Origin of the sequence: Bordetella sp. BOR01 (assembly GCF_019218885.1) — a bacterium.
Lineage (GTDB): Bacteria > Pseudomonadota > Gammaproteobacteria > Burkholderiales > Burkholderiaceae_B > Bordetella_A.
This window is the reverse complement of record NZ_JAHUWT010000004.1, coordinates 294752-309012: the sequence shown is the minus strand read 5'-3', so window position 1 is coordinate 309012 and position 14261 is coordinate 294752. Positions and strand designations below refer to the sequence as shown.

General features: G+C 65.5%; 14 protein-coding genes. 7 read left to right on the top strand and 7 right to left on the bottom strand.

Going from position 1 to position 14261, the window contains the following annotated elements:
• Positions 1-115: 115 nt before the first annotated feature.
• Positions 116-1420 carry a D-amino acid dehydrogenase gene (locus tag KW845_RS23205; RefSeq protein WP_218371726.1) on the bottom strand — a complete coding sequence of 435 codons (1305 nt, stop codon included), beginning with the start codon at positions 1418-1420 and terminating at the stop codon, positions 116-118.
• A 139-nt stretch (positions 1421-1559) separates the two neighbouring features.
• On the opposite strand from KW845_RS23205, the gene KW845_RS23200 reads away from it, so the two are divergent.
• From KW845_RS23200 to KW845_RS23185, 4 genes are all read left to right on the top strand, one after another.
• A complete protein-coding gene (locus tag KW845_RS23200) occupies positions 1560-2030 on the top strand; it encodes a winged helix-turn-helix transcriptional regulator (protein ID WP_218371725.1) in 471 nt (156 codons plus the stop codon).
• 25 nt (positions 2031-2055) lie between these two features.
• Complete coding sequence (locus tag KW845_RS23195) at positions 2056-2709, top strand: DUF502 domain-containing protein (RefSeq protein ID WP_218371724.1); 654 nt, start codon at positions 2056-2058, stop codon at positions 2707-2709.
• Positions 2710-2739: 30 nt separating this feature from the next.
• The gene (locus KW845_RS23190) at positions 2740-3333 is read left to right on the top strand and encodes a restriction endonuclease (protein WP_218371723.1); all 594 of its coding nucleotides are present in this window, start codon (positions 2740-2742) and stop codon (positions 3331-3333) included.
• A gap of 69 nt (positions 3334-3402) precedes the next feature.
• Positions 3403-4551 (top strand): hypothetical protein, encoded by a 1149-nt coding sequence (locus KW845_RS23185; RefSeq protein WP_255592880.1) that lies wholly within the window; start codon positions 3403-3405, stop codon positions 4549-4551.
• A 153-nt stretch (positions 4552-4704) separates the two neighbouring features.
• Here KW845_RS23185 and KW845_RS23180 read toward each other — a convergent pair whose 3' ends face one another.
• From KW845_RS23180 to KW845_RS23155, 6 genes are all read right to left on the bottom strand, one after another.
• Entirely contained in the window at positions 4705-6435 is a 1731-nt protein-coding gene (locus KW845_RS23180) for an ABC transporter substrate-binding protein (RefSeq protein ID WP_218371722.1), read from the bottom strand.
• A gap of 106 nt (positions 6436-6541) precedes the next feature.
• Entirely contained in the window at positions 6542-6850 is a 309-nt protein-coding gene (locus KW845_RS23175) for a DUF2160 domain-containing protein (protein ID WP_218371721.1), read from the bottom strand.
• Between the two features lie 18 nt (positions 6851-6868).
• Entirely contained in the window at positions 6869-7681 is an 813-nt protein-coding gene (locus KW845_RS23170) for a carbohydrate ABC transporter permease (RefSeq protein ID WP_218371720.1), read from the bottom strand.
• Positions 7674-8555 (bottom strand): carbohydrate ABC transporter permease, encoded by an 882-nt coding sequence (locus tag KW845_RS23165; RefSeq protein WP_218371719.1) that lies wholly within the window; start codon positions 8553-8555, stop codon positions 7674-7676. Before KW845_RS23165 ends, KW845_RS23170 begins: the two co-directional genes overlap by 8 nt.
• Positions 8552-9637, bottom strand: coding sequence for an ABC transporter ATP-binding protein (locus KW845_RS23160; protein ID WP_218371718.1), 1086 nt, complete (start codon positions 9635-9637; stop codon positions 8552-8554). The genes KW845_RS23165 and KW845_RS23160 overlap by 4 nt, the downstream gene beginning before the upstream one ends.
• Entirely contained in the window at positions 9637-10710 is a 1074-nt protein-coding gene (locus KW845_RS23155) for an ABC transporter ATP-binding protein (protein ID WP_218371717.1), read from the bottom strand. Before KW845_RS23155 ends, KW845_RS23160 begins: the two co-directional genes overlap by 1 nt.
• A gap of 135 nt (positions 10711-10845) precedes the next feature.
• On the opposite strand from KW845_RS23155, the gene KW845_RS23150 reads away from it, so the two are divergent.
• The 3 genes from KW845_RS23150 to KW845_RS23140 all read left to right on the top strand — a co-directional run bounded on the left by KW845_RS23150 (position 10846) and on the right by KW845_RS23140 (position 14214).
• On the top strand, positions 10846-11664 hold the full coding sequence (locus KW845_RS23150; protein WP_218371716.1) for a DeoR/GlpR family DNA-binding transcription regulator: 819 nt from the start codon (positions 10846-10848) through the stop codon (positions 11662-11664).
• Between the two features lie 37 nt (positions 11665-11701).
• The gene (locus KW845_RS23145) at positions 11702-13309 is read left to right on the top strand and encodes a glycerol-3-phosphate dehydrogenase/oxidase (RefSeq protein ID WP_218371715.1); all 1608 of its coding nucleotides are present in this window, start codon (positions 11702-11704) and stop codon (positions 13307-13309) included.
• Between the two features lie 131 nt (positions 13310-13440).
• Positions 13441-14214 (top strand): SDR family oxidoreductase, encoded by a 774-nt coding sequence (locus KW845_RS23140; protein ID WP_218371714.1) that lies wholly within the window; start codon positions 13441-13443, stop codon positions 14212-14214.
• The last annotated feature ends 47 nt before the right edge of the window (positions 14215-14261 follow it).

Below are 14261 nucleotides of genomic sequence, written 5' to 3'. Positions count from 1 at the left end.
GAGCTACCCGGATAGTGCCTGCGCCGCAACGGCGGCCATGGCGCGATTGTGGCACAAGGCGCCCTGGCCGCCGTTGCGGCGCAGGCACTATCTATCGGGTGGCGGGCCGGCGCACTTATGCGGTCGAGCGCTCGCCCAGTGCCGGGCCGGTTCGGCGCGCGCGCGACGCCTGGTAGCGCGACAGGGCCAGGTCGTCGGCGCGGATGGCGGGCCGTTGGCCGATGACCAGGTCGGCCACGACCTTGGCCGACCCGCAGGCCATGGTCCAGCCCAGCGTGCCATGCCCCGTATTGAGAAACAGGTTGACGTAGCGCGTGGCGCCGACAATGGGGGTGCTGTCGGGCGTCATGGGCCGCAGCCCGGTCCAGAACTCGGCCCGCGCAAGATCGCCGCAACCAGGATAGAGGTCGTTGACCACGTGTTCAAGGGTGCGGCGACGCGCCGGATTCAGGCGCAAGTCGAAACCGGCCAGCTCAGCCATGCCCCCCACCCGTATGCGCTTGTCGAAGCGCGTGACGGCCACTTTGTAGGTTTCGTCCAGCACCGTCGACACCGGCGCGGCGTCAGCCTGGGCGAGCGGGATGGTCAGCGAATAACCCTTGACCGGATACACGGGCAGGTCCAGGCCCAGTGGTGCCAGGAAGCCGCGCGTGTAGCTGCCGAACGCCGCCACGTAGCGATCGGCGGTGAGAATGTCGCCGCCGACGCGCACGCCGCGGATCTCGCCGTCGCTGGCCTGCAGGCCAGCGACATCCTGGCCATAGCGGAATTGCACGCCCAGCCCGGCCGCCAGCGCGGCCAGGCGGCGCGTGAACAGGTGGCAATCGCCGGTTTCATCGTTGGGCAGGCGCAAGCCGCCTGCCAGTTTGTGCGCGGTCTGGGCCAGCGCCGGCTCGGCCGTCTGCAGGCGGGCGCTATCCAGCAGGTCGTATGGCACGCCGCAGGCATCGAGCACCTTGATATCGCGCTGCGCCGCGTCGTACTGGGCCGCGGTACGGAACAGTTGCAGGGTGCCGCGGGTGCGCGCCTCGTACTGGATGCCGGTATCGGCGCGCAGTTCGCGCAGGCAGTCGCGGCTGTATTCGGCCAGCCGCAACATGCGCTCTTTATTGACGGTGTAGCGGCCGGCCGAGCAATTGGCCAGCATGGCGGCCATCCAGCGCAACTGGTACAAGGTGCCGTCGGGCCGGATGGCCAGCGGCGCGTCTTTCTGGAACAGCCACTTCAGCGCCTTCAGGGGGATGCCGGGGGCCGCCCACGGGGTGGAATAGCCTGGCGAGACCTGCCCGGCATTGGCATAGCTGGTCTCGCGGGCCGCCTCGGGCTGGCGATCCAGCACCGTGACGCTGGCGCCCTGGCGGGCCAGGTAATAGGCGGTGGTGGTGCCGATGACGCCGCTGCCCAGGACGATGACGTGCATGAGAATTCCCCGTTTTAGACATGTCACACGAACAAAGGAATAGTCTAGAAGCGGTCTGGCAGTGAAAAGCACTAAAATCGCTCGTTCCAATCCATTTTTCGACTGGCGGGGTGGGCCCGGGCGGCCCTGCAAGAGTGAAATGCGCGAACTCGATCGTATCGACCTGAAAATCCTCGACATCCTGCAACGCGACGGGCGGATTTCCATCACCGACCTGGCCGAGCGCATCAGCCTGTCGGCCACCCCCTGCTCCGAGCGGGTCAAGCGCCTGGAGCGCGAAGGCGTCATCGCCGGGTATCATGCGCGCGTCAATCCCGCCGCCCTGGGCCGAAACTTGCTGGTGTTCCTGGAAATCAAGCTATCGGCCAAATCGGGCGACGTGTTCGACAAGGTCAAGCAGGAACTGCTCTACGTGCCCGAAGTCATGGAATGCCACCTGGTGTCGGGCGACTTCGACTACCTGGTCAAGGCCCGCCTGACCGAAATGAATGAATATCGCCGGCTGCTGGGCGAAATCCTGAAACGCCTGCCGGCGTCGGCGGAATCGCGCAGCTACGTGGTCATGGAAGAGATCAAGGAAACCCTGATCCTGCCGACCAACAGCCATTAATACGCCTTACCGGAGATCCGTACTCATGACGCGCCTGTATCGATACTTTTTCCGCGGGCTGATTACCGTACTGCCGATCGCGCTGACGCTCTATCTGCTGTATATATTCCTGGCCTGGACCGAACGCGTCTCGATGGCCCTGCTCAGCCCGTTCATCGGCAACTTCTACATACCCGGCATGGGCCTGGTGCTGGGCATCCTGGGAATCCTGCTGATCGGCTACCTGGTCTCGAAAGAACGCGTGCAGCGGATACTCCACCTGGTCGAGATGCCTTTCACCAACCTGCCGGTGGTCAAGAGCATCTATTCATCGCTGAAGAGTTTTGCCGACTACTTCTCGCCCAGCGCCAAGACCGACACGCAGCACGTGGTAGTGCTGCGCCTGCCCGGCCAGCCGCTTGAACTGGTGGGCCTGATCACCCGGCGCGGCACGGCGGGCCTGCCCGAGGGCTTCATGCAGGGCGAGCGCGTGGCGGTGTACTTGCCCATGGGCTACATGATCGGCGGCTACACGGTGTTCGTGCCGGTCGACTGGGTCAAGCCGATCGACATGTCGGTCGAGGAAGCCATGCGCGCCTCGCTGATCGCCTGGATGGCGCGCACGCCGGACGGCACGCCGGCGGTACGCCCCGTGCCTCCGCAACCGCCCGCGCCGCCGTCCGGCACGCCGGCCCCCTGAACTTCACGTCTTGCTGCCCAGGAACATTCCATGAAATTCATGGCCAAGAACTCGCTGTTCGCCATCTTGCTGCGTTCCCCCTGGTGGATCAGCATGCTGGTGGCGGCCGCGCTGATCGTCATCGGGCTGGCGGCGCTGCCGCCCGCCTATGCGCCCTTTCCGATCTTTGCGGCGATTCCTTTCCTGGCCATTGCCGGCATCGCCGCCTGGAAACAGCGCGGCAAGCCATCGTCGGCGCGTGTCGAACAAACCGCGACCGACCTGGCGGCCCTGCCCTGGGCCGCCTTTGCCGACGTACTGGAAGCGGCACTGCGCCGTGACGGCTGCGAGGTCAAGCGCCTGAACGGCGCGGCGGCCGACTTCGAAGTGACGCGGACGGGCGGTGGCCGTGCCTTGCTGACGGCGCGGCGCTGGAAAGCCGCCCACACGGGCGTCGAACCGCTGCAGCGCCTGGAGGCAGCCCGGGCCAGCGCAGGTGCCAGCGAAGGCATCTACGTGGCACTGGGCGCACCTTCGGCCCCCGCGCTCGACTACGCAACCCGCCACAACATCCGTTTCATGGACGCCGAAGCCCTGGCCCGCCTGTTGCCCAGGGGTGTACCGCAAGCCCCGCCGCAGCGGTAGAATCTGGCGCCTGACGGCGCGCGTCGCCTCCCGGCCAGCCGGGCGCGCACCGGTCCACGGAGCCGACGCATGCCCTCGCCCCAACCGCTATCCGAACCCACTGGCCGGCAAGGCATCCGCATCGCCGCGCCCAGTGCCGGCGTACTGCAGACCGAACGCCAGGCCGCCTGCGACATCCTGCAGACCTTGGGCTTGGCGCCCTACGTACAGGCCGTGCCCGACGGCCCCTGCGCGGTGCATTTCGAGCCCACTCCCGCCTTGCTGGCCCTGGCGCCGCAGCGCGACACCACCGTGCTGTGCGCCGCCCTGGGGCTGGACACCGAAGCCCGCGCCGACGACCTGGCGCGCGAGATCCTGCTGGCCATGCTGTTGGGGCCGGTGGCCTTTCCGTTTCCCAGTGCCGCCGAAATGCACAGCGCCGTGCGTATCCGCCAGCACATCGTGCAGGCCGCGCGCAAGACCGCCCTGGCCTTCGATACCGAACAGGCCGAACGGCCGGCCGGCTACTGGCGCTACGACGAGGCACGCGGCTTTACCATCGAGCCGGGCGTGTCCTTGATCGATGCCCTGCAAAAGGCCACGCAGCCAGATGCGTCGGGCAAGCTTTATTCGTTTTCGTGCTATCGCGCCACCGAGTATGTCACGCTGCTGGGCATCGCCCTGGAACTGCGCGACGCACATCCGGCGCTGTACGCCAGCCTGCAGCGGCAATGGGAAACACGGGCCGTCATGTCCGGACAGTTCCACGATGTCTTCCTGCGCGAGTACGGCTCGATGGACGCGCCGCTGCCGTCGCGCTACTACGTGCCCGGCGACCGCCTGTGGTTTCGCAACCCCGATGCCCATTCATCGAACGTGGAAGGCTACGAGGGTTCCTGGGTGTTCTACCTGGGCAGCGGACTATTCAACAATTTCTGGAAGCGCGACCAGCCCTACACCCTGACGGCGAAGTGCGTCGAGATCTTCCACTGGCGCAACGGCGCGAGGCGGGATGCGCAAGGCCGGCTGGTGCTGGACGAGGCCATCGTCGAAGCCCGGGTGGCGCGCACATTGGCCGACCCGGCCGCCGTGCAGGCGATCCTGGCACGCATGCTGCGGCGGCGCGATCCCCAGGGCGTCTATGCCGAAGGCGGCTGTATCGACGCCACGCGGGAATGCGCGCAATGGATATTGCCCGGCACGGCGCAGATCGTGCTGCCGGATGGCGCGGCGCCGTAGCGTGGGGCGTTGCGAAGCGGCCTTCTTGCCAGGTGTCAGGCTCCGCAGGTGCCTGACACCATTGTGTGGCAAGGCTGTCTCAATCATAGGGTGTCAGGCACCTGCGGAGCCTGACACCTGGCACAAGTGCGGCCACCCGGCGGCCTCATCTCATCAGCGCACCTTCCCCTCCTTCCAGGCCTGTAGCAACTGATCGTACGGAATCGTCTGGCCCTGCGGCTTTTCGTTGGCCAGCTTCTTCCATGGCGCGTGCTGGTCGGACAGCCATTTCGACGGATCGCTCTTCTTGTTGAGCTTGGGCGCGCATTGGGCCATGCCGGCGCGTTCCAGGCGGGCCATCACGCGGTCCATCTCTTCGGCCAGGTTGTCCATGGCCTTCTGCGGCGCCTGTTCACCCGTGACCGCCGTGGCCACGTTCTTCCACCACAACTGGGCCAGCTTGGGATAGTCGGGCACATTGTTGCCGGTGGGCGTCCAGGCCACCCGCGCCGGGCTGCGATAGAACTCGATCAGGCCGCCATAGCGGTTGGCGTTCTTGGTGAAATAATCGCTATGGATGTCGCTGTCGCGGATGAAGGTCAACCCGGTGATGGATTTCTTCAACGATACGGTCTTCGACGTGACGAACTGCGCGTACAGCCAGGCGCCGGCCATGCGGTCGGGGTCGGTGGACTTGAAGAACGTCCATGAGCCCACGTCCTGGTAGCCGTTCTGCATGCCGTCTTTCCAGTACGGTCCGTAGGGCGACGGAGCCATGCGCCATTTGGGCGTTCCGTCTTCGTTGACCACCGGCAGGCCTTTCTTGGTCATGTCCGCCGTGAAGGCGGTGTACCAGAAGATCTGCTGCGCGATGTGGCCCTGCGCCGGCACCGGCCCGGATTCCGAGAACGTCATGCCCATGGCTTGTGGCGGCGCGTACTTCTTCATCCAGTCGACATACTTGGTCAGCGCGTAGACCGCGGCCGGGCTATTGGTGGCCCCGCCCCGCTCGACCGAGGCCCCCACCGGCGTGCACTTGTCGTCGGCCACGCGGATGCCCCATTCGTCTACCGGCATGCCGTTGGGCAGGCCCTTGTCGGCCGCACCCGCCATCGACAGCCATGCGTCGGTAAAGCGCCAGCCCAGCGATGGGTCTTTCTTGCCGTAGTCCATGTGGCCGTAGATTTTCTTGCCGTCCAGCTCCTTCACGTCGTTGGTGAAGAAATCGGCGATGTCCTCGTAGGCCGACCAATTGGTGGGCACCCCCAGTTCGTAGCCATACTTGGCCTTGAACTTCTCGCGCAGGTCCGGGCGGGCGAACCAGTCGGCCCGGAACCAGTACACGTTGGCGAACTGCTGGTCGGGTAGCTGGTACAGCTTGCCGTCGGGCGCGGTGGTGAACTTGGTGCCGATGAAGTCCTTCAGGTCCAGGTCCGGGTTGGTCCAGTCTTTGCCCGCGCCCGAGATATAGTCCGACAGCGGCAAGATGGCGCCGTACCGATAGTGCGTGCCGATCAAGTCCGAATCGGATATCCAGCCGTCATAGATGGACTTGCCCGACTGCATCGACGTCTGCAGTTTCTCGACCACATCGCCTTCCTGGATCAGGTCATGGTTGACCTTGATGCCGGTGATCTCGGTGAAGGCACGCGCCAGGGTCTTGGACTCGTACTCGTGCGTGGTGATGGTTTCCGAGACCACATTGATCTCGTTGATGCCTTTGGCCTTGAGTTTGGCGGCCGCGTCGATGAACCACTGCATCTCGGCCATCTGCTTGTCCTTGGACAGCGACGACGGCTGGAATTCGGAGTCCACCCACTTCTCGGCCTCGGGCACTCCGGCCCAGGCGGCTGACCACCCGATCAGGGCGATGCCCGCCGCCACGGCTTGCCTGCGCAATTTCATGACCTTTCTCCTCGATGTACCTTCCCGTCTACGCTGCGGATCCGGGCCTGGGAAGATGCCGGCCTGGGTCGTTCGCTACAGCTCGTTCTTGGTTTATCTGCCTGGCCTATCCCTTGCGCATGATCCACACCAGCAGCAGCATCGATGCCGCGAAGCTGATCCACACCGTGGGGGGATCATCCAGCGTGAACCAGTCCATCATTTGCTCGCCCAACCCCACATACGCCAGGTTGACCCAGGCTGCCGCCATCAAGCCGATGAACAGCCGGTCGCCACGCGTGGTGGCAATCGGCAGGAACCCCTTGCGCAGGCGGGTGGGCGACTTCAGTTCCCACACTGTCATGCCCGTCAGCATCAATACGATGCAGATGAAGAACACCGCCACCGGCGTCGTCCATACCATCCACTGGAACATGGCCTGGCCTCCGTATTGCTATACCCGGCCCATCGCGAAGCCCTTCGCGATGTAGTGCCGCACGAACCAGATGACGATGCCGCCCGGCACGATGGTCAACACACCCGCCGCGGCCAGCACGCCCCAATCCATGCCCGATGCGGACACGGTGCGGGTCATGGTGGCCACGATGGGCTTGGCATTGACCGAGGTCAGCGTGCGCGCCAACAACAGTTCGACCCAACTGAACATGAAGCAGAAGAACGCCGCCACCCCCACCCCCGACTTGATCAGCGGCAAGAAGATGGTCAGGAAAAACCGCGGAAACGAATAGCCGTCGACGTACGCGGTCTCGTCGATTTCGCGCGGCACGCCCGACATGAAGCCTTCCAGTATCCACACGGCCAGCGGCACGTTGAAGACCAGGTGCGCCAGCGCCACCGCCAGGTGCGTGTCCATCAGCCCCAGCGAGCTGTACAACTGGAAGAACGGCAGCAAGAACACCGCGGGCGGTGTCATGCGGTTGGTCAGCAGCCAGAAGAACACATGCTTGTCGCCGATGAAGCGGTAGCGCGAGAACGCGTAGGCGGCCGGCAGCGCCACGGCCAGCGATACCACCGTGTTGATGGCCACGTAAATCAGCGAATTGATGTAGCCCGAATACCAGGCGGGGTCGGTGAATATGGTGCGATAGTGTTCAAGCGTGAAATCGCGCGGCCACAGCGTCAAGGTGCTGACGATCTCGGTATTGGTCTTGAACGACATGTTCAGCATCCAGTACAGCGGCAGGATGGCGAACACCAGGTATATCGCCAGGAAGGCCGTGCGCCAGGCCGCGCCCTGCTTATCCATGCGTGGTCTCCTCGGCAGCGGTGCCGGCCCGCTGCATCCAGTTGTACAGGATGAAGCACAGCAGCAGGATGATCAGGAAATACACGATCGAGAACGCGGCGGCCGGGCCCAGGTCGAACTGGCCCACGGCCTTCTGCGTCAGGTATTGCGACAGGAAGGTGGTGGCGTTGCCCGGTCCGCCGCCGGTCAGCACGAAGGGCTCGGTGTAGATCATGAAGCTGTCCATGAAGCGCAGCAGCACGGCGATCATCAGCACGCCGCGCAGCTTGGGCAGCTGGATATAGCGAAACACCGCCAGGCGCGAGGCCCCGTCGATGCGCGCGGCCTGGTAATAGGCCTCGGGAATCGCCCGCAGGCCCGCATAGCACAGCAGGGCCACCAGCGGCGTCCAGTGCCAGACGTCCATGGCCAGCACCGTTAGCCAGGCATGCAGCGAGTTTCCGGTGTAGTGGTAGTCGACGCCCAGCCAGGTCAGCGCCGCGCCCATCAGGCCGATGTCGGTTCGCCCGAACACCTGCCAGATGGTGCCCACCACGTTCCAGGGAATCAGCAGCGACAAGGCAATGATCACCAGCACTGCCGAGGCGCGCCAGCCCGAGGCTGGCATGCAGAGCGCCAGCAGGATGCCCAGCGGGATCTCGATGGCCAGCACCGCCAGCGAAAAGCCGATCTGGCGCAGCAATGCCCCATGCAGTTCTTCGTCCTGCAGCACCATGGCATACCACTCGGTGCCCACGAACACCCGGCGGTCGGGCGCGATGATATCTTGCACTGAATAATTCACGATGGTCATCAGCGGCAAGATGGCCGAGAACGCCACGCAGATCACCACCGGCAGCACCAGCAGCCAGGCGCGTTGGTTGATGGGCTTCATGGAAGGCGCTCCTCGTTGCGGTAAAAACAGGTGTGCGGGTTGAGCAGCGGCAGCCACACGGTTTCGCCAGCCTGGACGACGCTGCCGGCGCGTGCACGGGCCCGCAGCACGGTGCCTTCGAAATCGCCGGTCAACAGCAGGTACGTGCCCAGGTCCTGTACACGCGCGACGGGCACCGGCACGGCTCCTTGCGCGCCTGCCGTGCAGGGCTGCAGGTACTCGGGCCGCACGCCCAGGCGCACCTGGCCCGCCGCGGCCAAGGTATCGGCAAGTTGGCCGGATACGCCCGACAGCCGGCGCGAGCCCACCGTCAGCGCGCCATCGCACCACTGCGCCGGCAGAAAATTCATGCCGGGCGAGCCAATGAAATGGCCCACGAAAGTATGCGCCGGCCGCTCGAACAAATCGTCGGGCGTGCCGATCTGCACCGCCTTGCCACGCGACATCACCACCACCTGCTCGGCAAATGTCAGGGCTTCGGTCTGGTCGTGCGTCACGTAGATCAGCGTCAGCTTGAGTTCCTGGTGGATCTCTTTCAGCTTGCGCCGCAATTGCCATTTCAGGTGCGGGTCGATCACCGTCAGGGGCTCATCGAACAGCACGGCCGATACATCGCTGCGCACCAGACCGCGGCCCAGCGAGATCTTCTGCTTGGCGTCGGCACTCAGCCCGCTGGCACGCCGGTCCAGCTGCGTCGACATGTCCAGCATTTCGGCGATGCGGCCGACCCGTTCGCGGATATGCGCTGGCGGCATGCCACGGTTGCGCAATGGGAACGCCAGATTCTGCGCCACCGTCATGGTGTCGTACACCACCGGGAACTGGAACACCTGGGCGATATTGCGCTGCTGCGGCGTCAGGCCCGTGACATCGCGCCCGTCGAACAGGATGCGGCCTTGCGACGGGCGCAGCAGGCCCGATATGCAATTGAGCAAGGTGGTCTTGCCGCAGCCGGACGGCCCCAGCAAGGCGTACGCGCCGCCGTCCTGGAAGGTGAAGCTCAGCGGCAGCAAGGCGTAGTCGTCGTCCGATTGCGGATGGCTGACATACGAATGGGCCAGGTCGAGTTCGATCGCGGCCATCAGGCGGCTCCTGCGCTGCCTGCCGCCAGCAGGCGGCCGCCGGCATCGAAGGCGTACAGGCTGCCTGGATCGAAATACAGGGTCAACGGGTCCTCCAGCCGGTAGCGGTGCACGCCCGGCAACTGCGCCACCACGAGCCCCGCTATGGTCATCGCGTGTACATAGGTGTCCGACCCCGATATCTCGGCCAGCTTGGCCGTGCCCGGCAAGGCCAAGCGGCCCGCTGCCGGCGCCAGGTGGAACGCGCCAGCCCGCAAGCCCGCGGTGATGGCCGCCGCGCCATCGCCTTCGGGTAGCGTGCGCGCTGCCGCCACCCCGCCTGGCAGCACCAGGCCGCCCGGCTGGCGTTGCGCGGCAAACAGGTTCATGGGCGGGTCGCTGAACGCCTGCGCCACGCGCAGCGAGGCCGGCCGGTGGAAAACCTGCGCGGCCGGCCCGTACTGCAGCAGTTCGCCAGCATCCATGACCGCCGTGTGGCCGCCCAGCAGCAGCGCCTCGGCCGGCTCGGTGGTGGCATACACGACCGTCGCGCCGCCGTCGGCGAACAGCCCCGCCAGTTCATCGCGCAATTCCTCGCGCAGCTTGTAGTCCAGGTTGACCAGGGGCTCATCGAGCAGCACCAGCGGCGCCTCTTTGGCCAGCGCGCGCGCCAGCGCCACGCGCTGCTGCTGGCCGCCGGACAGTTCGGCCGGATAGCGCTTGAGCAGGTGTTCGATGTGCAGGCGGGCTGCCATGGCTTGCACCCGCACGGCGATATCGGCGGCGCCGCGCAGCTTCAGCGGCGAGGCGATGTTGTCGTACACCGACATCGACGGGTAATTGATGAACTGCTGATACACCATCGCCACGTTGCGGCGCCGTACCGGCACGCCCGTGACGTCGATGCCATCGGCCAGCACCCGGCCCTCGGTGGGGCGATCCAGGCCCGCCATGATGCGCATCAGCGAGGTCTTGCCAGCCTGCGTGGCGCCCAGCAACACCGTCATGGCGCCGGGCACGGGGGCCAGGCTCATGGGGTACAGGTGAGTCTGCGAACCCGCCTGCAGGGCGATCTGGTCCAGCGTCAACTGCATCGTTCTCCTCCGGATGGACGGATGCGCTTCGCTTTCGTTGTTTTTTTGCTTTTTTGCGTTTTACCCAACAAGCGAAAGAAAAACAATCTTGCAGTGCGTCATTATTTTTCGCTTTTGTTGTTTTATGATGCGAATATGACACTGAATCCTCGACAAAGCGCCCTGGTGGAAATGGTCCGATCCCAGGGATCGGCCACCATCGAAGCCCTGGCCCGCCACTTCGACGTCACCCTGCAAACCGTGCGGCGCGACGTGAACCTGCTGGCCGAAGCCGGGCTGCTGTCGCGCTTTCATGGCGGTGTGCGCATCGAGGCTTCGACCATCGAGAATATTGCCTACCGCAAGCGCCAGGGGCTGCATGCCGAAGCCAAGCAGCGCATTGCGCAAGCCGTGGCGCAGGCCGTGCCCGACGGCTGCTCGCTGATCCTGAATATCGGCACCACCACCGAAGCCATTGCGCGCGCGCTGCTGCGCCACCGCGGCCTGCGGGTCATCACCAACAACCTGCACGTGGCCGACATCCTGTCCGACAACCCCGACTGTGAAGTCATCGTGGCCGGCGGCGTAGTGCGCCCGCGCGATCGCGGCATCGTCGGCGAAGCCACGGTGGACTTCATCCGCCAGTTCAAGGTGGACATCGGCCTGATCGGCATTTCCGGCATCGAGGCCGATGGCACCCTGCGCGACTACGACTTCCGCGAAGTACGGGTGGCGCGCAGCATCATCGAGCAATCGCGCGAAGTCTGGCTGGCGGCCGACAGCAGCAAGTACCGCCGCCAGGCCATGGTAGAGCTGGCGCACATCTCGCAGGTCGACCGCTTCTTCACCGACGCTTATCCGCAGGAACCCCTGGCCCAGGTCTTGCAGGAATCGGGGGTGCGCTGCGAGATCGCGGCGGCCGGCGCCGAAGCCGCCCCCGCCACGCCCGCCGACGACCAACCCGTCCAGCCCTGATCCTTCCATTTCCTGCTCCGGCCCACGCCATTCCCACATGACCCCCGTTCCTGCTTCCCCGCCTGCGCCCAGCCGCGCCGCCCTGCTCGACACGCTGAACGACACAGCCACCTGGGACGTCATCGTGATCGGTGGCGGCGCCACCGGGCTGGGCACCGCGGTAGATGCCGCCGCGCGCGGCTACCGTACGCTGCTGGTCGAGGCCGACGACTTCGCCAAGGGCACTTCCAGCAAGGCCACCAAGCTGGTGCACGGCGGCGTGCGCTACCTGGCCCAGGGCAACATCGGACTGGTGCGCGAGGCCCTGCACGAGCGCGGGCTGCTCAACCGCAACGCACCGCACCTGGTGTGGCCGCTGGGGTTCGTGGTGCCCGCCTACGGGCTGTTCGACCAACCGTTCTACGGCATCGGCCTGAAGATGTACGACATGCTGGCAGGCAAACTGAACCTGTCGCCCAGCCGCTGGCTGTCGCGCAGCGAAACGCTGGCGCAGGCCGCCACCGTGGCCCCTTCGGTGGGCGGCCGCAGCCTGCGCGGCGGCGTGCTGTACTACGACGGCCAGTTCGACGATGCACGGCTGGCCATGGCGCTGATGCGCACGCTGTTCGACCTGGGCGGCACCGCGCTCAACTATGTGCGCGCCACCGGCCTGACCCGCAACGACAAGGGCGCCATCGACGGCGTGGTCGTGCAGGATGCCCTGGGCGATGCCCAGTACACGCTGCGCGCGCGCTGCGTCTTCAATGCGACGGGGGTGTGGGTGGACAGCGTGCGCCGCATGGATGACGCCCAGGCGCAAACCATGGTGGCCCCCAGCCAGGGCGTGCACCTGACCCTGCCGCGCGATTTCCTGCCCGGCGACAAAGCCATCCTCATTCCCAAGACCGATGATGGCCGCGTGCTGTTCGTGGTGCCCTGGAATGGGCACACCATCGTCGGCACCACCGACACGCCCCGCAACGACTTGCCGCTGGACCCGCCTGCCACGCGGGTCGAGGTCGATTTCATTTTGCAGACCGCCGCGCGGTATCTGAGCCGCAAGCCCACCCGGGCCGACGTCACCAGCGTCTGGGCCGGCTTGCGGCCGTTGGTCAAGGCCACTGGCGGCGAAGCCGCTACCAAGACCCTGTCGCGCGAACATACCATCGTGGTGTCGCGCGCCGGCCTGCTTACGGTCACCGGCGGCAAATGGACCACCTATCGCAAGATGGCCCAGGATGTCGTCGATACCGCCATCCAGCACCAGTTGCTGCCGCAAGCACACTGCCGCACCGCAGACCTGCCGCTGCACGGTGCCAGCCACGGCGGCGAGCCGGACGCCCCGCCCCGCGGCACGCCCGACAGTTACTACGGCACCGACCTGCCGGCCTTGCGTGCCCTGCCCGGCATCGAGCACATCCTGGTCAAGTCCAGCGGCCTGACCGAAGCCCACGTGCGATTCGCGGCCCGCCAGGAACTGGCGCGCAGCGCCGAAGACGTGCTGGCGCGCCGCAACCGCGCGCTGTTCCTCGACAGCCAGGCCGCCATGCTGGCCGCGCCCGAAGTGGCCCGCATCCTGGCCGAAGAACTGGGCCTGGATGCCGACTGGCAGCGCGCCACGGTGGAAGATTTCGGGCGCACGGCGGCGCATTACCGGCTGGATTGACCAGGTGGCGCGTGGCCAATGGCCACCAATTGGATCAGTTTCCTGGATTATCCATCCAGCCCCAGGCGGTTGATCCTTCAACCTTGCTTGCCTAAGCTGAGGCCTTCATCGACACGTGAAGGAGATTTCGCATGGCAGACCATTCCATCAAGGGCAAAGTCGTGCTGATTGCCGGCGGCGCCAAGAATCTCGGCGGCCTGATTGCGCGCGACCTTGCCCGGCATGGGGCCAAGGCGGTGGCCATCCACTACAACAGCGCGCAGAGCCAAGCCGATGCCGAGGCCACTGTCGCCGCGGTCAAGGCCGCCGGTGCCCAGGCGGTGGCGATCCAGGCCGATCTTACTACCGCGGGCGCGGTCGAGAAGCTGTTCGTCGATGCCACTGCTGCGGTGGGCCGGCTCGACATCGCCATCAATACGGTCGGCAAGGTCCTGAAGAAACCCTTCACAGAGATCAGCGAGGCCGAATACGACGAAATGACTGCCGTCAATTCCAAGGCGGCCTTCTTTTTCCTTAAGGAAGCGGGCAGTCATGTCAACGACAACGGCAAGATCTGCACGCTGGTCACGTCGCTCTTGGGCGCATTTACGCCATTTTATGCAGCCTACGCCGGCACCAAGGCGCCCGTCGAGCATTACACCCGCGCAGCATCCAAGGAGTTTGGTGCGCGTGGCATTTCGGTGACGGCGGTGGGTCCAGGCCCGATGGATACGCCGTTCTTCTACCCGGCCGAGGGCGCCGATGCCGTGGCATATCACAAGACGGCGGCGGCGCTTTCGCCATTCTCGAAGACCGGCCTGACCGACATCGAGGACGTCGTGCCGTTTATCCGCCATCTGGTCAGCGATGGCTGGTGGATCACCGGGCAGACCATCCTGATCAATGGCGGCTATACAACCAAATAGACGCGCCGGCCTTCTGTGCAAAGCCCAGTCCACCGTTTGGCAAACAG

Bases quoted from the DNA above. Each gene is read 5' to 3' on its own strand.
- KW845_RS23205 (WP_218371726.1), bottom strand. From the start codon at position 1,420: ATGCACGTCATCGTCCTGGGCAGCGGCGTCATCGGCACCACCACCGCC.
- KW845_RS23200 (WP_218371725.1), top strand. From the start codon at position 1,560: ATGCGCGAACTCGATCGTATCGACCTGAAAATCCTCGACATCCTGCAA.
- KW845_RS23195 (WP_218371724.1), top strand. From the start codon at position 2,056: ATGACGCGCCTGTATCGATACTTTTTCCGCGGGCTGATTACCGTACTG.
- KW845_RS23190 (WP_218371723.1), top strand. From the start codon at position 2,740: ATGAAATTCATGGCCAAGAACTCGCTGTTCGCCATCTTGCTGCGTTCC.
- KW845_RS23185 (WP_255592880.1), top strand. From the start codon at position 3,403: ATGCCCTCGCCCCAACCGCTATCCGAACCCACTGGCCGGCAAGGCATC.
- KW845_RS23180 (WP_218371722.1), bottom strand. From the start codon at position 6,435: ATGAAATTGCGCAGGCAAGCCGTGGCGGCGGGCATCGCCCTGATCGGG.
- KW845_RS23175 (WP_218371721.1), bottom strand. From the start codon at position 6,850: ATGTTCCAGTGGATGGTATGGACGACGCCGGTGGCGGTGTTCTTCATC.
- KW845_RS23170 (WP_218371720.1), bottom strand. From the start codon at position 7,681: ATGGATAAGCAGGGCGCGGCCTGGCGCACGGCCTTCCTGGCGATATAC.
- KW845_RS23165 (WP_218371719.1), bottom strand. From the start codon at position 8,555: ATGAAGCCCATCAACCAACGCGCCTGGCTGCTGGTGCTGCCGGTGGTG.
- KW845_RS23160 (WP_218371718.1), bottom strand. From the start codon at position 9,637: ATGGCCGCGATCGAACTCGACCTGGCCCATTCGTATGTCAGCCATCCG.
- KW845_RS23155 (WP_218371717.1), bottom strand. From the start codon at position 10,710: ATGCAGTTGACGCTGGACCAGATCGCCCTGCAGGCGGGTTCGCAGACT.
- KW845_RS23150 (WP_218371716.1), top strand. From the start codon at position 10,846: ATGACACTGAATCCTCGACAAAGCGCCCTGGTGGAAATGGTCCGATCC.
- KW845_RS23145 (WP_218371715.1), top strand. From the start codon at position 11,702: ATGACCCCCGTTCCTGCTTCCCCGCCTGCGCCCAGCCGCGCCGCCCTG.
- KW845_RS23140 (WP_218371714.1), top strand. From the start codon at position 13,441: ATGGCAGACCATTCCATCAAGGGCAAAGTCGTGCTGATTGCCGGCGGC.